The organism is Brevibacterium sp. CFH 10365, from assembly GCF_009299785.1.
Taxonomy (GTDB): domain Bacteria; phylum Actinomycetota; class Actinomycetes; order Actinomycetales; family Brevibacteriaceae; genus Brevibacterium; species Brevibacterium limosum.
Genome location: NZ_VIGO01000006.1, coordinates 290420 through 309644, shown reverse-complemented (window position 1 = coordinate 309644; position 19225 = coordinate 290420). Strand labels below are relative to the sequence as shown.

General features: G+C 64.5%; 20 protein-coding genes. 3 read left to right on the top strand and 17 right to left on the bottom strand.

What is annotated here, in order from left to right; all coding sequences use genetic code 11:
• Positions 1–25: 25 nt before the first annotated feature.
• Entirely contained in the window at positions 26–364 is a 339-nt protein-coding gene (locus FHG09_RS14180) for a LysM peptidoglycan-binding domain-containing protein (protein ID WP_152348286.1), read from the bottom strand.
• A gap of 234 nt (positions 365–598) precedes the next feature.
• Here FHG09_RS14180 and lexA point away from each other — a divergent pair, with 234 nt between their 5' ends.
• Positions 599–1357 (top strand): transcriptional repressor LexA, encoded by a 759-nt coding sequence (gene lexA, locus FHG09_RS14175; protein ID WP_152348285.1) that lies wholly within the window; start codon positions 599–601, stop codon positions 1355–1357.
• 66 nt (positions 1358–1423) lie between these two features.
• On the opposite strand, the gene FHG09_RS14170 is transcribed toward lexA, so the two are convergent.
• Both FHG09_RS14170 and hflX read right to left on the bottom strand, forming a co-directional pair.
• Positions 1424–3394, bottom strand: coding sequence for an ATP-dependent DNA helicase (locus FHG09_RS14170; protein ID WP_152348284.1), 1971 nt, complete (start codon positions 3392–3394; stop codon positions 1424–1426).
• Positions 3391–4863, bottom strand: a complete 1473-nt coding sequence (hflX, locus tag FHG09_RS14165; RefSeq protein WP_152348283.1) for a GTPase HflX — start codon at positions 4861–4863, stop codon at positions 3391–3393. The genes FHG09_RS14170 and hflX overlap by 4 nt, the downstream gene beginning before the upstream one ends.
• 129 nt (positions 4864–4992) lie before the next feature.
• Here hflX and FHG09_RS14160 point away from each other — a divergent pair, with 129 nt between their 5' ends.
• On the top strand, positions 4993–5607 hold the full coding sequence (locus tag FHG09_RS14160; protein ID WP_152348282.1) for a class I SAM-dependent methyltransferase: 615 nt from the start codon (positions 4993–4995) through the stop codon (positions 5605–5607).
• 12 nt (positions 5608–5619) lie between these two features.
• Here the strand turns inward: FHG09_RS14160 and dapF are convergent, their stop codons facing one another.
• The 4 genes from dapF to FHG09_RS14140 form a co-directional block, all read right to left on the bottom strand.
• Positions 5620–6609, bottom strand: a complete 990-nt coding sequence (gene dapF, locus FHG09_RS14155) for a diaminopimelate epimerase (protein ID WP_152348281.1) — start codon at positions 6607–6609, stop codon at positions 5620–5622.
• 46 nt (positions 6610–6655) lie between these two features.
• Entirely contained in the window at positions 6656–7237 is a 582-nt protein-coding gene (locus FHG09_RS14150) for a PadR family transcriptional regulator (protein WP_152348280.1), read from the bottom strand.
• Positions 7238–7310: 73 nt separating this feature from the next.
• A complete protein-coding gene (ligM, locus tag FHG09_RS14145) occupies positions 7311–8714 on the bottom strand; it encodes a vanillate/3-O-methylgallate O-demethylase (protein WP_152348279.1) in 1404 nt (467 codons plus the stop codon).
• Positions 8715–8773: 59 nt separating this feature from the next.
• On the bottom strand, positions 8774–9625 hold the full coding sequence (locus tag FHG09_RS14140; RefSeq protein ID WP_227492777.1) for a methylenetetrahydrofolate reductase: 852 nt from the start codon (positions 9623–9625) through the stop codon (positions 8774–8776).
• A 255-nt stretch (positions 9626–9880) separates the two neighbouring features.
• Between FHG09_RS14140 and FHG09_RS14135 the strand changes: the two genes are divergently transcribed.
• The gene (locus FHG09_RS14135) at positions 9881–11239 is read left to right on the top strand and encodes an MFS transporter (protein WP_152348278.1); all 1359 of its coding nucleotides are present in this window, start codon (positions 9881–9883) and stop codon (positions 11237–11239) included.
• Between the two features lie 91 nt (positions 11240–11330).
• On the opposite strand, the gene miaA is transcribed toward FHG09_RS14135, so the two are convergent.
• The 10 genes from miaA to pgsA form a co-directional block, all read right to left on the bottom strand.
• Positions 11331–12260, bottom strand: a complete 930-nt coding sequence (gene miaA / locus FHG09_RS14130; protein ID WP_152348383.1) for a tRNA (adenosine(37)-N6)-dimethylallyltransferase MiaA — start codon at positions 12258–12260, stop codon at positions 11331–11333.
• Positions 12261–12347: 87 nt separating this feature from the next.
• Positions 12348–13013 (bottom strand): hypothetical protein, encoded by a 666-nt coding sequence (locus tag FHG09_RS14125; protein WP_152348277.1) that lies wholly within the window; start codon positions 13011–13013, stop codon positions 12348–12350.
• A gap of 1 nt (position 13014) precedes the next feature.
• On the bottom strand, positions 13015–14511 hold the full coding sequence (gene miaB, locus FHG09_RS14120) for a tRNA (N6-isopentenyl adenosine(37)-C2)-methylthiotransferase MiaB (protein WP_152348276.1): 1497 nt from the start codon (positions 14509–14511) through the stop codon (positions 13015–13017).
• A gap of 35 nt (positions 14512–14546) precedes the next feature.
• Positions 14547–15464 carry a regulatory protein RecX gene (locus tag FHG09_RS14115; protein ID WP_152348275.1) on the bottom strand — a complete coding sequence of 306 codons (918 nt, stop codon included), beginning with the start codon at positions 15462–15464 and terminating at the stop codon, positions 14547–14549.
• Positions 15445–16536 carry a recombinase RecA gene (recA, locus tag FHG09_RS14110; protein ID WP_152348274.1) on the bottom strand — a complete coding sequence of 364 codons (1092 nt, stop codon included), beginning with the start codon at positions 16534–16536 and terminating at the stop codon, positions 15445–15447. Before recA ends, FHG09_RS14115 begins: the two co-directional genes overlap by 20 nt.
• A 191-nt stretch (positions 16537–16727) precedes the next feature.
• Positions 16728–17135, bottom strand: a complete 408-nt coding sequence (locus tag FHG09_RS14105) for a VOC family protein (protein WP_152348273.1) — start codon at positions 17133–17135, stop codon at positions 16728–16730.
• 63 nt (positions 17136–17198) lie between these two features.
• Entirely contained in the window at positions 17199–17426 is a 228-nt protein-coding gene (locus FHG09_RS14100; RefSeq protein ID WP_135809558.1) for a DUF3046 domain-containing protein, read from the bottom strand.
• Positions 17426–17755: a helix-turn-helix domain-containing protein gene (locus FHG09_RS14095; protein WP_062244061.1), complete on the bottom strand. Its 330-nt coding sequence runs from the start codon at positions 17753–17755 to the stop codon at positions 17426–17428. Before FHG09_RS14095 ends, FHG09_RS14100 begins: the two co-directional genes overlap by 1 nt.
• 177 nt (positions 17756–17932) lie before the next feature.
• Positions 17933–18472 (bottom strand): CinA family protein, encoded by a 540-nt coding sequence (locus tag FHG09_RS14090; RefSeq protein WP_227492776.1) that lies wholly within the window; start codon positions 18470–18472, stop codon positions 17933–17935.
• The gene (gene pgsA / locus FHG09_RS14085; protein WP_152348271.1) at positions 18465–19115 is read right to left on the bottom strand and encodes a CDP-diacylglycerol--glycerol-3-phosphate 3-phosphatidyltransferase; all 651 of its coding nucleotides are present in this window, start codon (positions 19113–19115) and stop codon (positions 18465–18467) included. Before pgsA ends, FHG09_RS14090 begins: the two co-directional genes overlap by 8 nt.
• Positions 19116–19225: the final 110 nt, after the last annotated feature.

The window sequence follows — 19225 nt, the reverse complement described above, 5'->3', positions numbered from 1 at the left end:
CGAGGCGGCCGGATCCGGCCGGCCCTCAGCGGACGGGGACGTCGAGGGTCTGGCCGGGGTGGACGGTCGGGGTGTCCAGGTGATTGATCTCGGCGATATCAGCCACGACATCGCGGGTGTCGCGGTCGAGGCCGAGATTCGAAGCCACGGTCCACAGCGATTCGCCTTCACCGACGACAACGGCGTCGGCATCGATGCCGACGCTCTCCGTCTCCGATTCGGCGACAGCAGCGGCAGAGAACGACTGGGTGGCGAGGAGGAGCGCTCCGCCGATGACGACGAGAGCGACGAGCAGGGTCCGGAGAAGGCGCACAGCCTGGCGTCCACGAGTGGTCAGGCGCAGCTCGGTGTTCTGTGCAGACATCGCATTACCTCTTTCATTCGTACGATTCCACCAGTAATCGGTAGAACGTCTGTTCTATTCAACATGCCAATCGAACAAATGTCCAGTCCGACTCGAACATCTATGCGACAATGAGAGAGAACCAGCGTTGTTGATTGATCTGTCAGAACCATCTCAGTCGGCACTGACACGAGAATCTCCGAAGCGGAGATCACGGCGTTCAGCGGCAGGGAATAGAACGAAGGGGAACGAGCAATGGTTCAGAACAAACGAGGCAGAGGCAGGCCTCGCAACGAAGATGTTGCCAGCGAGATCGCTGCCGCTCGCAGCGATGACGACGACGTGGTCCAGATCCCCGAGGGATCGACCGGTGAGGGCGATTTCCGCCTGACTCCTCGTCAGCGTCTCGTGCTCGAAACCATCGAACGCGCGGTCGTCACCAACGGCTACCCGCCGAGCATGCGCGAGATCGGCAGGGCCGCAGGACTGGCTTCCCTCTCGAGCGTCGCCCACCAGCTCTCCCAGCTCGAGCGCCTCGGCTATGTCCGTCGCGACCCGAAGCGCCCGCGTGCCATCGAAGTGGTCAATCCGTTCGAAGAGGAAGAGGCCGAGCGCGCGAAGTACGAGGAGCTGTCCAACAACACGGTCCAGGTTCCGGTCGTCGGCCGCATCGCCGCCGGTGGACCGATCCTGGCCGAACAGGAAGTCGACGATGTCTTCTCGCTGCCGACCCAGGTGGTCGGCTCCGGTGACATGTTCCTGCTCAAGGTCGTCGGCGATTCGATGATCGAAGCCGCCATCTGCCACGACGACTGGGTGGTCGTGCGCAAGCAGCACACCGCTGACAACGGTCAGATCGTCGCAGCACTGCTCGACGGCGAGGCCACGGTGAAGACGCTCAAGCGCAAGGCCGGTCAGCAGTGGCTGATGCCGCAGAACGAGAACTACGAGCCCATCGACGGCACCTACGCGCAGATCATGGGCCTCGTCGTCGCAGTCGTCCGCCGCCTCTGACCCTCTGTCGGCTCTCCGCTGCCGAAATGCAAAGGCCCGCGACCGATTCGGTCGCGGGCCTTTGTGTCATCCTTCGTCGGTCTCGGCCAGCCGTGCCAGGCTCTTGCGCACGAGACCGGAGTTCGTCGTCGGCCACATCCTCGGCATCGAGTTGACCAGGAAACCGGCGTACCGGGCCGAGCGCAGCCGCGAGTCGAGCACGGCGACCACCCCCCTGTCACCAGTGGAACGGATGAGTCGGCCGGCTCCCTGAGCCAGACGCAATGCAGCGTGGGTGGCCGACACGGCCATGAACCCGTTGACTCCGCGCTGGTCGGCATCGCGTGCTCGAGCCTGCATGAGCGGATCGTCGGGGCGTGGGAACGGCAGACGGTCGATGATGACCAGGCGGTTCGTGCGTCCCGGGACGTCGACTCCCTGCCACAGCGACATGGTCCCGAATAGGCAGGTCTGATCATCGGCGGTGAACTGGGAGACCAGCGCGGGCAGTCCGTCATCACCTTGCAGCAGGATCGGGAGATCGAGTTTCTTCCGCAGGTGTTCGGCCGCCGCGTTCGCCGCAGCGCGGGAGGAGAACAGTCCCAGCGCTCCGCCGTTCGACGCCTCGACGAGTTCCTCGAGCTCCGTCAGCGCCTCCTCGCTCAGCCCGCTGCGTCCGGGCTTGGGCAGGTGGGAGGCGACGTAGAGGATGCCCTGCTTCCCATAGTCGAAGGGCGATCCGACATCGAGGCTGTCCCACTTCGGGGCATCGGGGCCGAAGAGCCCCAACGAAGCTGCGACCGCGTCGAAGTTCCCGCCCAGGGACAGGGTCGCCGAGGTGGCCACGACCGTGGATTCTTCGAAGATGCCGTTGCGCATGGTGCCGGCAACACTCAGGGGAGCGACGACGAGGTTCGTCGTCTCCTTCTCCCTGAAGGTCGAGCGCGAGAGCCAGATGACATCGTTCTTGCCCGGGTCGCAGAAGCGCTCGGCGAGTTCGAAGATCTCCTGACAGCGGGCCTTGGCCATCTGCCGACCGGCATCGGCGTCCTCGGTCTTGCCGCCGATGTCGTTGATGATCTGGCGTGCGGAATCACGGATCTGCGCCATGGCCAGTCCGAGTGCCTCGCTCATATGCAGGATGAGCCCCTCGGGCACCGATTTCTGTGCGCGTTCGAGTGCTGCCGCAGCGGAATCGAGCAGGGAGACGACCCCGTCTTGGACGGTGGTGTGTTTCCGGACCGAACTCGTCGCCGCCGAGAGCATGCTCGTGTTGATCTGACCGGACAGGGCGCTGGTCACCCGGTCCTTGAGCTCGTGGGCCTCGTCGATGATGATGACATCGTGTTCGGGCAGAACGTTCGATTCTCCGAAGGCGTCGATGGCCAGCAGGGCATGGTTCGTCACGACGATATCGGCCTCGGCGGCCTTGTTCCGCGCCAGCTCGGCGAAGCATTCGGTGAACAGCGGACAGTTCGAACCGAGGCAGTCGAAGGCGTTCACCGATACCTGTGACCAGGCACGATCACTGACACCGGGCATGAGGTCGTCCCGGTCGCCCGTGTCGGTGGTCTTCTCCCAGGTGCGGATCCGTTGGATCTCCTCGCCCAGCCCGGAGCGTTCGGTGGGTTTGCGTCCCGCCTCGGCGTCGGCGCCGAGGTCGAAGAGCATTCCCTCTCCTTCGTCGGGATACCCGCCGGCGAGCTTGTGCTTGCATACATAGTTCCGCCGCCCCTTGAGCAGAGCCGCCCTGGGCAGCGGATCGAGGTCCTTCTTCACGGCCTTGAACAGTCGCGGCAGGTCGCGGTGGATGATCTGCGTCTGCAGGGCCAGGGTCGCCGTGGACACGACGACCTTTCCGCCGGTGCGAGTGACGTACTCGGCCGCCGGCACGAGGTAGGCCAGGGATTTGCCGGTGCCGGTTCCCGCCTGCACGAGCAGGTGGATTCCCTTGTCCACCGCCGAGGCGACCGCCTGGGCCATCTCCTGCTGGCCTCCTCGTGGCGACCCGCCGATGGCGCCGACAGCGGATTCGAGGAGGTTGTCGACAGCCTTCACTCGTCGATGACCAGGTCCGGACGTTGGAATTCGCGCAGTTCGTCGACGAGTTCGGTCGGCACCTTCGCCTGCAGGCTGGTGCCTTCTGCGCCGTGCGATTCGTGTTCGACCGTGCCGAGGGCGTAGATCTTCGACACGAGGTCACCGCGTTCGTAGGGAATGAGCACGGTCATGTCGATGTCCGGGACCGGCAGTCGGTCCTCGATGGCCTCGATGAGGTCATCGATGCCTTCCTTCGACACGGCGGAGACGAACTGCGCATCGGGATACTCCGCGCGCAGCCCGGTGATCACGGCCTCCTCGGCGATATCGGCCTTGTTGAACACGAGCAGTTCGGGGATGTCCCCGGTCTCGACCTCCCCCAGGACGTCGCGCACGGCCTGGATCTGCCCGTGCGGATCCGGGTGGGAGGCGTCGACGACGTGGAGGAGCAGATCCGAACCGGCGGCCTCCTCCAGGGTCGAGCGGAAGGCTTCGACGAGCTGGTGTGGCAGGTTGCGGACGAAACCGACGGTATCCGTGTAGGTGAAGACGATGCCGTCGGCGGTCTTGGCCTGACGGACGGTCGGGTCGAGAGTGGCGAACAGGGCGTTCTGCACCATCACCTCGGCGTCGGTGAGCAGGTTGAGCAGGGAGGATTTGCCCGCGTTCGTGTACCCGACGATCGCGACGGACGGCACGTGGTGGCGGGCGCGGTTCTTCCGCTTCGTCTCCCGCGACGGTGCCATGGCGTTGATCTCGCGGCGCAGCTTCGACATCCGGGCGCGGATGCGGCGGCGGTCGAGCTCGATCTTCGTCTCACCAGGCCCGCGGGAGCCGATCCCGGCACCGCCGGCGACCCGGCCACCGGCCTGGCGGGACAGTGACTCACCCCAACCGCGCAGACGCGGCAGGAGGTATTCGAGTTGGGCGAGTTCGACCTGGGCCTTGCCTTCGCGGGATTTCGCGTGCTGGGCGAAGATGTCGAGGATGAGCGCGACGCGGTCGACGACCTTGACCTTGATGACGTCCTCGAGTCCGCGCCTCTGGCTGGGAGCGAGTTCGGAGTCGATGATCACGGTGTCGGCGCCGACGGAGGCGACGACCTCGGCGAGCTCGGCGGCCTTGCCTTTGCCGAGGTAGGTGCCCGGATCCGGCTTGTCGCGGCGTTGGATGAGCGCGTCGAGGACCTCGGAGCCGGCGGTTTCGGCCAGCGCCGCGAGTTCTCGGATCGAGTTCTCGGCTTCGGCCTGGGTGGTGTTCCAGATGCCCGCGAGGACGACGCGTTCGAGGCGGACCTGACGGTATTCGACCTCGGTGATGTCTTCGAGTTCGGTGGAGAGTCCGGCCACCCGGGTGAGGGCGGCACGCTCGGCGAGGTCGAACTGGTCGTCCTCGGGGGTGGTGTCGTGATCATCGAGGGCTTGGGCACCTCGGGAGAGCACACGGTCGAGCATCGCTTTGCGACGCTCTTTGTCTTCAGACGTCATTCATTCCTTTGTTCTCTGCCGTCCGCACGGGACTTCTCGTGCGGACGTCGTCATGCTTCGCACCGGTCGCGGCGATGCGCACCGACGGTGGTGTCCGTCAATTATCCCACAGCCGTCTACACTGAAACGGTGTCAGAGCACTATTTCACCGAATCGCCGAGCAGCGAGGCCAAGTCGCGGGAATTGAACCTCGAGTTGGCCGGCCGCGCCGTCACCGTCGAAACCGTATCAGGCACGTTCTCGCCCACTCGCCTCGACCTCGGCACCGCTGTGCTCCTGCGTCATCTGCCGCAGCCGCCGGCCGGCGATATCCTCGACCTCGGCTGTGGGTGGGGGCCGATCGCCCTGCACACGGCCCTGGATGCCCAGGACGCCGAGGTGGATGTGCGGGTGTGGGCACTCGACGTCAACTCCCGCTCATTGGAGACCACGGCGGCGAATGCGCGCAGGCTGGGTCTCGAATCGATTCGCACGGTCACCGCCGCTGATGTTCCCGACGAGGTGCAGTTCGCCGCGATCCGGTCGAACCCGCCGATCCGCATCGGCAAGGAAGCGCTGCACGAACTGTTGGAGATGTGGCTGCCGCGCCTGGCCCCGGGCGGCCGCGCGGACCTGGTCGTGTCGAAGAACCTCGGCGCCGATTCCCTGCAGAAGTGGATCGCCGGGATGCTCGGCGACGACTTCGAGGTCGTGCGCACGGGCTCGTCGAAGGGTTTCCGCGTGCTCACGGTCGAGCGCGGCTGAGGCGCGACCGACTCAGCTGATCGTGCCGCTGGCGACGAGGACCGCGGGGCCGGCGAGGCTGACGCGTCCGCTCGTGCCCTCGACATCGGGTTCGATTTCGATGCGCAGCTGACCGCCGGGCACATCGACTCGCCATTGCAGAGGTGACTTCTCCCCGGCCCAGTGATGGGCTGCGATCGCCGCCGCGCAGGCACCCGTTCCGCAGGACCGGGTCTCTCCGACTCCGCGTTCGAACACGCGCATGCGCAGAGCGCCTTCTCCCCCGGCCACATCGGATCGGGCCGGTTCCATGACGATGTATTCGATGTTGGATCCCTGCGGCGGGACAGGGTCGAGGAGTGGGGCATCGCGCAGGTCGGCGGCTGCGAGCTCAGCGTTCTCGGCCAGGGCGACGACGGTGTGGGGGTTGCCGGTGGACACGCGCAGGCCGGGGCGGGCGACCTCGATGCCGCCGGTGTCCACGAGCACGGAGCTCGATGGGTCGAGCGACCAGTCGCCCATGTCGATCGTGTACCAGGCATCGCCGGGCGAGCCCGGTCCTGACACTCCCGTACCGACGACGTCGTCGCCGGTCTGGACGCCGAGAGCCGGGTTGAGGGTCGTGCGCACCGTCTTGATGCCGTCACGGGTGCCGACGAGGATGTCACGGGCATCAGCAGAGACGCGACCGCTGGTGACGAGCGCGTGAGCGAAGACACGGACACCGTTGCCGCACATCTCGGACAGGCTGCCGTCATTGTTGTAGTAGTCCATGAACCATTCGGCTCCGGCTTCGGCCTGTTCGGCGGCCCCCGGGATGCCGCTGGCTGCGGAACGGACGATGCGGATGATCCCGTCGGCGCCGAGCCCGGCCCGCCTGTCGGCGAGCGTGGCGACGGCTTCGGGATGCATCTCCAGCTTGCTGTCGTCGTCGGAGATCAGGACGAAGTCGTTCTGCGTGCCGTGTCCCTTGACGAAGGCGGCATCGGCCCATGCTGCGAACGGGGTATCCGGAGTGCTCATGACTCCATCCTATCGGTGGGCGCCGGTGGCTCGATACAGTCTCTGGTCAGGGACCGAACCTCTTCGCCAGCTCGAGGCCCTTCTTCGCCCAGGCGATCTCGGTTCGTGCCTTCTCGGCCAACCCCTCATAGGCGAACCGTTTGAAGGCGATCGTCTTCTCTCGGTCCTCGGGGCGGGTCACTTCCAAACGCCGGTTGAGCATGGGCGTGGTCAGAGTGTCGATCTTCTCGATTTCGTCTTGCCAGCACTTCAGTTCAGACGTCCAATGAGCGATGTGATCGCCCAGGAAGGCGATTCGGGTCTCGTGATCGGCTGACTCCAGGTACGAGGCTTTGAGATGCGCGGCGTCTCGCGTGCGCTGATACTTCAGCGGAGTGCGCATCCATTCGGCGAAGCTCTCCTCACCCGCGTCTGTCACGTGATACACCCGCCTGGTGGCCACGCTCCCCCGCGTCTGCTCTTCGGGCTCGACGAGTCCCTCCGCGGCCATCTTCCTCAGCTCGGGATAGATCTGGGAGTCGGGAGCATGCCAGACGTATCCCACGGAGTGCGAGAACTGCTTCTGCAGCTCGTAGCCGGACATCGGTGCAATCCGCAAGAGCACGAGGAGAGCACTGCGTAGGCTCATTGGTCTGGATCTCCCTACAGTCGAACGCCAAGAGGGCCCGGACCGAAGTCCGGGCCCTTTCAGGATAGCGGTGTCAGTTCGTATAGCCGGTCCGCCAGCCGCCCTTGTACGTCTGACGTGCGACCGTCGAGTACGGGACGGGACTGACGACGGCACGGACTTCGGTCTGCTCGTGCGGCTCGACCGATGCCTTGGTCGTCCCGCCGTCCGGTTCGCCCCACACGACCTTGAGCTCCGCGCCTTCGGGAACTTCGGGATCGACCACAGCCAGTGACAGTCCGCGACGCTCGTTGGCCGAGTATCCGGTGAACATCGAGAACCCGACCGTGTTGCCCTCGGCGTCGATGACCGCGTCGTAGTTCGCCGAACCGTAGTTGGCAAGAGGCAGATCGAAGTACTTGAAGTTGGGGCCGTCGACGTTGAGCGGCGACGACAATACCTGGCCGAGGTCGTCGGCGTCCCAGGCCAGCGTGACCTTCCGGCGCTGCTGCGCCGGATCCATGTTCTCCAGGGCGCTGCGGCCGATGAAATCATGGTCGAACTTGACGAAGGAACCGTAGCCGAGCTCCCACGGAGTCAGATAGTAGTCTTCGATGTTCTCCGAGACGAACGATCCGGCCAGGGTCCCGGTCGCCTCGTAGCTGTCGACACCGAGCCATTCACGGAATCCGCGTTCTTCCTCACCCGTGTAGATCGCGGGCAGCGGGGAGGGGATCCAACCGGACTCCAGAGTGTTCGACGGGTAGGCGCGAGACCCGACCGGCAGAAGGCCGAACTCGGCTCCCGCCTCGACGATGGCGTCGCGGATCAGGTGGTGGTCTTCGTACGGGCCCCAGACCTCGAGGCCCGGTGCTCCGGCCATTCCGTGTCGCAGTGTGCGGACCTGCCGGCCGGCGATCGACATCGTCGACATGTTGAAGAATCCGAGCTTCTCGAGCGGGCCGCCATTGAGCTTCTCGATGATGCTCCACGCATTCGGGCCCTGGATCTGGAATCGGTAATACCGGCGGGAGACCGCGTCGCCGTACGGGCGAGAGGGCGAACGACGATCGATCTCGATGTCGAGATTCGAGTAACCACCGGTCTCACCGTGGTAGAGCAGCCAGTTCGAAGCCGGAGCGCGCCCGACATAGACGTACTCGTCTTCGGCTTCGTGGAAGAGGATGCCGTCGCCGATGACATGGCCAGAGGCCGTCGTGGGAACGTACTGCTTGGCCTTGTTCACCGCGAACTTCGCCGTCGAGTTGATGGCCGTGTCGGAGATGAGTCTGATGGCACCAGAGCCGCGCAGGAACACGTTGTCCATGTGGTGCGACTGGTCGTAGAGGACAGCCGTCTCACGCCAAGCCCGCTGTTCCTTGATCCAATTGCTGAAGTCGGCGGGAACCACCGGGTAGATGTAGGACCCGATCTGGGAATTGCGGAGCAGGTCGACCGGATTGGCGGTGTCGAGGAGCTGCTGGAGATTGTCGGTCATGAGATGTGAACCTCTCTGTTCTGATTTGTCGTTGCGGTCACTGGATGATGGTCATGTCTTCACCGTCCGGCCGAGAAGTCGCTGACCCATTGTGCCGTGTTGAGCAGACCGCCGAAGGTGTAGAAATGCACCTTGACATCGTCTCTCGTCGAACCGGGGTCGATGTCGTCAGCCAGCTCGGTGAGAAACTTGCCGGGACCGGCAGTGCCGAGAAGATTGGTGAGCGAGAAACCGTACTTCTTGACGATCGAGGCGCTCGTCCCGACACCGAATCGGCCCGCATATCCGAGCAGCCGCTTGATTCCGGCAGGGCCGGGAGTTCCGATGCGGACGAGGGATTCGATTCCATGCTCCCGGGTCTCCTTGACCCATTCGCTGACCCGATCGGCATCGAAAGCGAACTGGGTGAGGACCACACGTTCGAGTCCCTGGTCTTTCAGGGACTGAGTCTTTGCCTCCAGATGAGACCACAGGTCGCTCGTTGCGATATCGGGGTGGCCTTCCGGGTATCCGGCGATGCCGACCTCGGTCACTCCAAAGTTCGGCAGCAGTCCGGTGTCGATGACCGACAGCGAATCGGCGTAGGGTCCTTCCGGTTCCCTCGGGTCTCCCCCGATGACGAATACATGCTCCGAAGCACCGACCTGCTGAAGTTCGCCGAGGAAGTCTTCCAGTTCGGTCTGGGACTTCAGCCGGCGAGCGGAGATGTGCGGCACCGGCACGAAGCCCAGCTCGCGGACCGCTTCCGCGGCTTCGACCCGCATCCGCAGGTCCTCGTTGCCGAGGAAGGTGACGTTGATGCGTGTGCCTGAGGGAATGGCATGAGCAGCGTCACGCAGCTTTCCGACATCCTTGCCCGTCATTTCGAGGGAGTAGTCGTCGACGATCTGGGTTCCGGTTGCTGTGACCACGGGGCCGCCTTTCATGAACACTTCCATGGGTTCCGTTAATCACTATAAACATAGGTATTTGCCTATGTCCATAGGTAATTGTGAATTCACTCCACCGGCGCGAACTCCGCCGGCGAACCATTGCCCTGGGACCCGGGCTTTGCTAGCGTGACCGGCAACCCGCTTTCACTATCTCAATAGGGACTCTGCATAGGGAAGTCGCATCGGAGCGACGTTCCTGCTCTTCACCAGGCCTCACAAAGACGGAGACTGCTCGTGGATCTACGTACCCGCATCGACAACTCGCCGATGTCCTTCTACCAATGGCTGATCGTCGCGATCTGCACATTCCTCAACGCCCTTGACGGCTACGACGTCCTGGCCATCTCCTTTTCCTCCAACCAGGTGACCGAGGAATTCGGACTCTCCGGGACGGCCCTCGGCCTGGTCATGAGTGCAGCGCTCTTCGGTATGGCCGTCGGTGCTCTGGTCCTCGGCCCGGTGGCAGACCGGATCGGGCGCAGAAACATGATCATGATCGCCATCATCGTCAATGCGATCGGCCTCTTCATGTCCGCGACCGCGACGTCGGCGAATCAGCTCGGCCTGTGGCGCATCGTCACGGGCCTGGGCATCGGAGGCATTCTGGTCGCCACCAACGTCATCTCGGCCGAATACTCGTCGCGCAAGCGTCGCGGACTGGTCATCAGCATCTATGCCGCGGGATACGGAATCGGTGCGGCTGTCGGAGGATCCGTCATGGTCGCACTCATCGCGAGTTCCGGCTGGCGGTCGGTGTTCGTCCTCGGCGGTGCGCTGGCCGTCTTCTCACTCCTGCTCGTCGTCTTCTTGGTGCCGGAGTCCCCCTCGTTCCTCTACAACAGGAAGCCGCACGATTCGCAGACCAGGCTCGAGGCCATCGCCGGCAGGCTCGGCTTCGACGGGCCGGTCGATATCGACGCGAGGGGGCCCGCATCAGCCGGAGATTCGGACGTCGGCACTGGGATCACGGCGCTGTTCAATCGCCGGAATCGTCGCGTCACCTTCGTCGTCTGGACGACGTTCTTCATCATCATGTTCGGGTTCTACTTCGTGAATTCGTGGACACCGCGGCTGATGCACGAAACCGGCCTGACCGACACCCTGTCGATGATCGTCACCGTCGGTCTCACCTTGGGCGGAGCCATCGGTTCGGTGGTCTTCGGCCTCTTCACCTCACGCTGGTCCACCCGATCCGTGCTCATGACGTTCTCCGTGGTGGCTGCTGTGCTCATGGCGATCTTCATCTTCATGGCGCAGTGGGTCGCAGTCGTCGCGGTCTTCGGTGTGCTCGTCGGTATGTCGATCAACGGCTGCATCGCCGGACTCTATGTGCTGACGCCGCAGTCGTACTCATCGACGCTGCGCTCGACCGGCGCGGGTTGGGGCATCGGAATCGGGCGGTTCGGCGCCATCATCGCGCCGACGGCGACCGGTGCGATGCTGGACGGCGGATGGAGTCCTCAAGCCATCTACATATTCGTCGGAGCGGTGCTCCTCTTGGCTTCGGTCGTGCTCCTGGGCATGCGCGGAATCGACGTCGAGGCAAACAGTCGCCCGCGGGTTCGCGACCAGCCTCCGGCCGCCGTCGGGTAGCCTGCGCCCTTCGGAGACGGCCCCCGCTGATTACGTGTCCCCGCACCCGCCCTGGTCTGTCCACTGCTCGGCTTCAGACCTCGGCCATCGCTCAGGACTCGCCGAGCAGGTCGAGCGCATGCGTCAGATTCTGCTCGGCGTCTGCGGCGCTGCCGTCGATCCAGTGGATGCGCGGGTCACGACGGAACCAAGTGTCCTGTCGGCGTGCGAACTGCCGGGTGCGGATCGTTGTCTCTTCCTTCGCCTCGGCGGCGGTGAGCTCTTCGGTCAGGTGGCGTTGGATCTGTGCGTATCCGATGGCGCGCGACGCGGTCTTTCCTTCGGCCAGCCCCGCGTCGAGCAGGTGACGCACTTCATCGACCCAGCCTTGGTCCCACATGAGTTCGACGCGTGTGGCGATCCGCTCATGGAGTACGGGCCGGTCCATGCTCAGACCGATGTGGATGGTCGGTTCGATCTCCTGATAGTCCGGCAGCTGAGCGCTGAAGGGTCGCCCCGTGAGTTCGATGACTTCGAGCGCTCTGGCGATGCGTCGTTGGTCATTGACGGTGATCTTCGCGGCCGCCTTCGGGTCGAGTTCCCGCAGCTTCCGGTGCAGACCCCAACGGTCCCTCGCGGCCTCTGCCTCGAGCCGGGCCCGCACCTCGGGATCGGTTCCCGGGAACTCCATATGGTCGACGGCGGCGCGCACGTAGAGTCCTGATCCGCCGACGAGGATCGGCCGCAGTCCGCGCCCTCGGATGTCCGCGATCGCCGTTCGCGCACGTGCCTGAAAGTCTTGGACGTTCGCCTCTTCGGTGACGTCGAGGATGTCGATGAGGTGGTGCGCAATCCCCCGCCGTTCCTCGACCGGCAGCTTCGCAGTGCCGATGTCCATCCCCCGGTAGAACTGCATCGAATCCGTGTTGATGATCTCCCCGCCGAGGTGGCCGGCCAGATCCAGCGCGAGATCCGACTTCCCGGTGGCAGTAGCTCCGACCACGGTGATGATCGGCGGCGTCGACTGATCGCCCGGCTGCATCGACCGCTCGCCCGGCAGCGTCGACCGCTCACCGGGCAACGTCGATATGCCGTTCGGAGTCGGCGACTGCCCCTCAGCCATGAGCGATCACGCCCACTGCCCGGTGCCGCAGAGAGTATGCACTTCGTGAACGGATTCGTCGACGACCGGCTGCAGCGTCGAGACACGAGCACCTTGGTCGACGATGTGGCGGATCCCGGCGGCAAGCACACTGAGGCTGGCGGCCATGGTCCCCGCGTGATCACAGAGTTCGAGCAGTCTCTTCGTCTCCATGGTCGTCCCGGAGGTGAGTGTCTCGATGACTGCGGTGTCGAATTCCGCAGCGCCGTCGATCGGAGCCAAGGGGGCGTCTTCTGCTGCTGCTCCCGACAGGTCGATGGGCAGCAGAAGATTCTCGCTCGAGCCGAGCGGACCGATTTCGACGTCGGCGGCGTGAGCGTGAAGAATAGCGACGATGACGGCGGAGTCGGCCGCCTCGGCGAACTGACGTTCTTCCCTCGTCAGGGCCTCAACGGTCTCGACCCATTCGTTCCCGGACAGCAGCTGACCGGTTCGGGTGTCGACTCCACGGTCGATTCCCCAGCCGCCGAGCCCGGCCACCGGCGGCAGAGTCTCGATCGGCAGAGCCCAACCGGTCTGCGTCCTCAAGGTCGCGCGGATGGCGGTCCGCAGGTCGACCGTCCTGGCGGTCTCGCTGAGGTCGATGTCGTCGAGCAGCACGGGGGCTGCCGGGATGATGGCAAAGGCACCCATCTCAGCCGCGGGGGCGGATGGTCGGCATGCCGAGGTTCGTGGCGCCTGCCGAACCCTGGCCGGGGCTCGGTGCGCCGCAGCTGTCGGCCTGTGCCCGGTCAAAGGCGTCGCCGGCACGGGACGGGCGCACGGAGAATCCCGAATCGGCGAGGAGGAAGTAGGGCTTCGCCTCGGTGACGGTGGCGGTGACGAAGTCGCCGGGTCGCGGCATCTGGGTGCCTTCGGGGATTCCGACGTGGACGAGGCGGTTGTCTTCGGCACGGCCGCTCAGGCGTGGGGAATCGTCGTGGGGCAGCTTGGTCACGAGCACCTCGACCTCACGGCCGACCTGTGCTCTGTTCTCGTCCCAGGCGATCTCGTCCTGCAGCGCGGTGAGGCGTTCGAATCGTTCCTGCACCACGTCCTTCGGCACCTGGTTGTCCATCGTCGCCGCGGGTGTGCCGGGGCGGATGGAGTATTGGAAGGTGAAGGCCTGGGAGAATCGGGCCCGGCGGACGATGTCCATCGTGCCCTGGAAGTCCTCTTCGGTCTCGCCGGGGAAGCCGACGATGATGTCGGTGGTGATGGCCGCGTGTGGGATGCGCTCGCGCACGGTGTCGAGGATGTTCATGAACCGCTTGGTCCGGTAGGAGCGGCGCATGGATTTGAGGATCGTGTCGGAACCGGACTGCAGCGGCATGTGCAGCTGCGGCATCACGGTCGGGGTCTCGGCCATCGCGTCGATGACGTCATCGGAGAATGCGGCCGGGTGCGGGCTGGTGAAGCGGACCCGTTCGATTCCTTCCACGTTGCCCACGGCGCGCAGCAGTTTCGCGAATGCGCCCTTGTCACGGAATTCGGCACCGTAGGAGTTGACGTTCTGGCCGAGCAGGGTGACTTCGACGACTCCGTCGGCGACGAGCGCTTCGACCTCGGCGAGGATGTCGCCGGGGCGGCGGTCCTTCTCTTTGCCGCGGAGGCTGGGCACGATGCAGAAGGTGCAGGTGTTGTTGCAGCCGACCGAGATCGAGACCCAACCGGAGTGCTGGGAGTCGCGGCGGCTGGGCAGGGTGGAGGGGAAGACGTCGAGGCTCTCGAGGATCTCGACCTGGGCTTCCTCGTTGTGGCGGGCGCGTTCGAGCAGTGCCGGCAGAGAGCCCATGTTGTGGGTGCCGAAGACCACGTCGACCCAGGGGGCCTTCTTCACGATGGTGTCGCGGTCTTTCTGTGCCATGCATCCGCCGACGGCGATCTGGAGTCCGGGGTGGTTCTCTTTGACCCTCGCGAGCTGGCCGAGGTTGCCGTAGAGACGATTGTCGGCGTTTTCGCGGACGGCGCAGGTGTTGAAGACGACGACGTCGGCTTGGTCGTCGGTGTTCGCCTGAACGTAGCCGGCATCGTCGAGCAGTCCGGACAGGCGCTCGGAGTCGTGCACGTTCATCTGACATCCGTAGGTCTTGACCTCGTAGCTGCGAGGGGTGGTTTCGGATGTCGTCGGGGATTCAATCAGTTCAGTCATGGCGCACCCATTCTAGCCGTTCTGCAGGCGCGGTTTCAGTCTTCGGCGAGCACGTCCCGTGTGACCTTGATGCAGATCGCCGAGGGGAAGCCGCGGCGGGCGAGCATACCGAGGATTCGGCGCTCTCGCACCGCATAGTCGAGTCGGCGGGTGGAGGCGGCTTTCTTCTCGGCCACTTCGCGGGCGAGCTCTTCCTCACCGTCGATGTCGGCCACGGCATCGGAGGCCAGTTCGGGGCTGATGCCCTTTCTGCTCAGTTCACGTTTGAGCACGGAGCGGGAGAGCTTCCGGTTCTCCCGCTGTGCCCGTGCGAAGCGGTGAGCGAACTCTTCGTCGTTGAGCAGGCGCGAGTTCTGCAGCTTCTCGATGAGGACGTCGATCGCTTCGGGCATGAGGTCGCGTTTGAGGAGCTTCTTGCGCAGTTCGTCGCTGGAGTGATCGCGCATGGCCAGCATGTTCATCGCCGTCTTCTTCGCCTGTGCGTAGTCCGCGTCGAAGTCAGGGGCGTCGTCTTCGTCGTCGTCGAAGCTCAGCCCGGGACCGGCGGCGAAATCCGGTGCGGCGTCGTCAGGGGCGTCGACGAAGTCCGGGGCGTCGACGAAGTCCGGAGTTGAGCCGGTATCTCCTTCGACCCATCCGTTGTCGGATTCCGGCCGCGGACTCTTCCCGCTCTTCGTCTTCTTCTTCCGGGAGGCCGTGCTCGCTACCGACCGGGCACGATCAGCGACATCGTCGTCATCGAGCCCGGAGAGACCGGCGAAGAATCCGGCCTCTCCCTCGGCATGGCGTTGGTCGATCTCCGAGATCGCACTGCGCAGCTGCGAGAGCGTCTCGGTCTGAGACGAGCCACTCTGGCCTGAGTCCCCCGCACTGACCTCTCCGGTCGATGCGGTGGACTCGATACCGGTCAACTCGTCGTCGGCCGACGGGGCGTCAGGAGACTTCGACGTCATCCGTCTGTGCTTCTCCGGCCGCCTCGGCGCCTTCCTCAGGTTCATCGACCTGGATCAGGCCCAGCTTGTGCTTGATCTTCAGCTCGATCTCTTCGGCCAGGCCCGGGTTGTCGCGGAGGAAGTTGCGGACGTTCTCCTTGCCCTGACCCAGCTGGTCGCCGTCATAGGTGAACCAGGAACCGGACTTGCGCACGATGCCGTTGTCGACGCCCATATCGATCAGGCTGCCCTCGCGGGAGATGCCGTGACCGTAGAGGATGTCGAACTCGGCCTGCTTGAACGGCGGAGCGACCTTGTTCTTCACGATCTTCGCCCGGGTCCGGTTGCCGACCGCGTCCTGACCTTCCTTGAGGGTCTCGATGCGGCGGACGTCGATGCGCACGGAGGCGTAGAACTTCAGTGCCTTACCGCCCGAGGTGGTCTCCGGCGAACCGAAGAAGACTCCGACCTTCTCACGCAGCTGGTTGATGAAGATCGCGGTGGTCTTCGACTGTGCGAGGGCACCGGTGATCTTGCGCAGAGCCTGCGACATCAGCCGAGCCTGGAGACCGACGTGGCTGTCACCCATCTCGCCTTCGATCTCGGCCTTGGGCACGAGGGCTGCGACGGAGTCGATGACGATGATGTCGAGGGCTCCGGAGCGGATGAGCATATCGGCGATCTCGAGCGCCTGCTCACCCGTGTCCGGCTGGGAGACGAGGAGCTGGTCGGTGTCGACGCCGAGCTTCTTCGCATACTCGGGGTCGAGGGCGTGCTCGGCATCGATGAAGGCAGCGATTCCGCCGGCCTTCTGAGCATTCGCCACGGCGTGGAGGGCCACGGTCGTCTTACCGGAGGATTCCGGACCGTAGATCTCGACGACGCGGCCGCGCGGCAGACCGCCGATGCCCAGAGCGATGTCGAGAGCGACCGAACCCGTCGGGATGGAGGCGATGGGCTCACGCACACCGTCGCCGAGGCGCATGATCGCGCCCTTGCCGTAGTTGCGATCGATCTGGCCCAGCGCGGCGTCGAGTGCCTTCGACTTGTCTCCGCCGGTGGGAACCTGGAGGTTCTTGGGTGTACGTGCCATGACGTCTCCTCTTCGTTGCATTTCCTTTGAGACCAAGGCTAGAAGATGGCACTGACATAACGACAGAGGAGGCGATTCCCCCGTGGATAACCAGCCACTCATGGTCACAGGTCCCGTGATTCCTCACCAGGATAACCCACATGGGAACAGGTGTTCTATATATTCGGGTGTGTCGCGTGTCTCTGCGGAGACTAGGCCGACGCCAAGCCCAGCTGCCAGGTGAGGCCGAAGCGGTCGCCCACCCAGCCGAATGGTCCGAATCCGTAGTCGTCGAGCGGCATGTACACAGTCCCCTGCACGCTCAGCGCGGTGAAGAGGCGTTCGAGTTCCTCGGTCGATTCGCAGTCGACCATGAGAGAGACACCGGGAGTGATGTCCCACTCGTGTGCGACGAAGCTGTCGCTGAATCGCAGTCTCTGGCCGGCGATCTCGATCTCGGACATGATGACCGTGCCCTCTGCCCCAGGTCCATCGGGACCGTATCGGTTGTCGAGGATCACTCGCCCATCTGTGAAGAGCTTGAGGTAGGTCTCCATGGCTTCGGCCGCGCTCTGGTCGCGACTGGGCTGAAAGGTGATGAAGGGGACCGCCTGATTCATGCGATCAGTCTACACGCGGCCGACACCGCGTCGGCAGAGAAAGATACGCGCAGCTGCGAACGATCAGAACGGGGTCGACCGCGGTTTCTCCTTGCCGAGGCGGCGGGATTCGGGCACACCCATGGAATCGCACACGGCGATCCAGATGTCGCGGGGTTCGACCCCGGCGGAGAATGCCTCTTCGGCCGTCCGCGAGCCCAGTGAACTCAGAGTCAGGTCGGTGTGCAGGGAGGCGGCACGAGCCTCACCGAACTCCTCGTTCATGAGGATCCAGTAGAGCGTGTGCCGCATCAGGGCTTGGCGGCCAGGCGCGGAGAAGAGTATCCCTCGGGGTGGCCGAGGATCTTGTCCGAGAGCTCCTGCGGAATGGTGTCGGGGATCTGCACGCCCTCTTCGAGTGCGAAGCGATCGGACACGGACGACAGCAGCGCCGACAGCGGCAGGTCGAGTGCCTCACAGATCGCAGACAGCAGCTCCGAGGAGGCTTCCTTCTGTCCGCGTTCGATCTCGCTGAGGTAACCCAGTGAAACGCTGGCCCCGGTCGAGACGTCGCGAAGGGTGCGTCCTTGACGACGGCGGGCGGAACGAAGTGCGTCGCCGATTTCGACTCTCAGTAACATAACGCGGCCCTCCCTTTGTCAGCGCGTCCCGTCATGGTGGTTCCAACAACTTTACAACCTGGCTGTGACACTGCACCAACCTGGTGCCCCGAGCGGATGGTTTTGCCAGTCCATTCGAAGTCTTTGGAGAATATTCGTCCGATGGTCATCACTTGCTCAACCCCGCGGCGTGCCGACTTATTCCACGGCCGTCCCACGACCGGTCCCCTGCCCGCTCTCTGGCCCGAAGGCGAGTTCGGCGACGAACTCGTCGAGGTTGACCGCCATCGCCTGCACCGTCTGCCTGCGGATGGCGTCTCGGTCGCCGGTGAACTCGTGTTCGAAGACCTTCGCCTTCCCTCCGAAGGCGATCGCGGTGTAGACGAGACCGACGGGTTTGCCGTCCTGAGGATCGGGTCCCGCGACGCCGGTGCACGAGATCCCGATATCGGCGACGCACTGCGCGGCGGTGCCGACGGCCATCTGCGCGGCGACGACCGGGTCGATCGGTCCGGTCTCCTCGAGGTGGTCGGCATCGACGCCGGCCAGGCTCGCCTTGAGGTCCGTGGCGTAGGTGACCAGTCCCCCGCGCACCACGGCCGAGGCCCCCGGCACGTCGACGAGTGAGGCGACGAAGCGTCCGCCGGTCAGCGACTCCGCCGATGCCAGAGAGATCCCCAGCCGAGTGCAGGTGGAGATGATGCGCCGCGCGGTCGCGAACGGCTCGGCTTCAACCACGCTGCGCGTCCCCACCGCTCTTCGCATCCTTGTACAGCTTCGCCGCCTGCACGCAGTAGTCGACGCCGGTGACGATGGTGACGACGATGGCCGCGGTCATGATGATCCACGCGATGACGAGGAGGATGACGTAGACGAGCGAAGGCACCACGGCCGAGAGCGGGAAGAGGAGCAGGAACAGTCCGATCGCCGCGGTCTGCAGCACGGTCTTGATCTTGCCCCCGCGTGAGGCGGGCATGACAATGATGCGGATCATGAAGAATCGCAGCACGGTGATGCCGAACTCGCGCACGAGGATGATCACCGGCACCCACCACGGAAGTTCGACGATGATCGCCAGACCGATCAGGGCGGCGGCCATGAGTGACTTGTCGGCGATGGGATCGGCGATCTTGCCGAAATTCGTGATGAGGTTGTTTCGCCTGGCCAGGTATCCGTCGACGAAGTCGGTGAACATGGCCAGCAGGAACACGACGAGCGCCCACCAGCGCAGTGTGACATCGTTGCCGCCGTCGATGAGCAGCAGCACCAGGAACAGGGGCACCATGAGGATGCGCAGCACCGTGAGCGCGTTCGGGATATTCCACGGACTCGGTTCTGCAGAGGGCTGCTGAGAGGCTCCGGCCTCGACTCGATCGTTCACGCCTCCAGCCTATCGGAGTGAGCTGAGCAGATCATTCCAACCACGGACATCTCAACCACAATCGCCGAGGCGGCGCCCCGTTTCAACGGTGCGCCGCCTCGGCGAGGGGT

Bases quoted from the DNA above. Each gene is read 5' to 3' on its own strand.
- FHG09_RS14180 (WP_152348286.1), bottom strand. From the start codon at position 364: ATGTCTGCACAGAACACCGAGCTGCGCCTGACCACTCGTGGACGCCAG.
- lexA (WP_152348285.1), top strand. From the start codon at position 599: ATGGTTCAGAACAAACGAGGCAGAGGCAGGCCTCGCAACGAAGATGTT.
- hflX (WP_152348283.1), bottom strand. From the start codon at position 4,863: ATGACGTCTGAAGACAAAGAGCGTCGCAAAGCGATGCTCGACCGTGTG.
- dapF (WP_152348281.1), bottom strand. From the start codon at position 6,609: ATGAGCACTCCGGATACCCCGTTCGCAGCATGGGCCGATGCCGCCTTC.
- FHG09_RS14150 (WP_152348280.1), bottom strand. From the start codon at position 7,237: ATGAGCCTACGCAGTGCTCTCCTCGTGCTCTTGCGGATTGCACCGATG.
- ligM (WP_152348279.1), bottom strand. From the start codon at position 8,714: ATGACCGACAATCTCCAGCAGCTCCTCGACACCGCCAATCCGGTCGAC.
- miaA (WP_152348383.1), bottom strand. From the start codon at position 12,260: ATGCAGCCGGGCGATCAGTCGACGCCGCCGATCATCACCGTGGTCGGA.
- FHG09_RS14125 (WP_152348277.1), bottom strand. From the start codon at position 13,013: ATGGGTGCCTTTGCCATCATCCCGGCAGCCCCCGTGCTGCTCGACGAC.
- miaB (WP_152348276.1), bottom strand. From the start codon at position 14,511: ATGACTGAACTGATTGAATCCCCGACGACATCCGAAACCACCCCTCGC.
- FHG09_RS14115 (WP_152348275.1), bottom strand. From the start codon at position 15,464: ATGACGTCGAAGTCTCCTGACGCCCCGTCGGCCGACGACGAGTTGACC.
- recA (WP_152348274.1), bottom strand. From the start codon at position 16,536: ATGGCACGTACACCCAAGAACCTCCAGGTTCCCACCGGCGGAGACAAG.
- FHG09_RS14105 (WP_152348273.1), bottom strand. From the start codon at position 17,135: ATGAATCAGGCGGTCCCCTTCATCACCTTTCAGCCCAGTCGCGACCAG.
- FHG09_RS14100 (WP_135809558.1), bottom strand. From the start codon at position 17,426: ATGCGGCACACGCTCTACTGGATCCTCATGAACGAGGAGTTCGGTGAG.
- FHG09_RS14095 (WP_062244061.1), bottom strand. From the start codon at position 17,755: ATGTTACTGAGAGTCGAAATCGGCGACGCACTTCGTTCCGCCCGCCGT.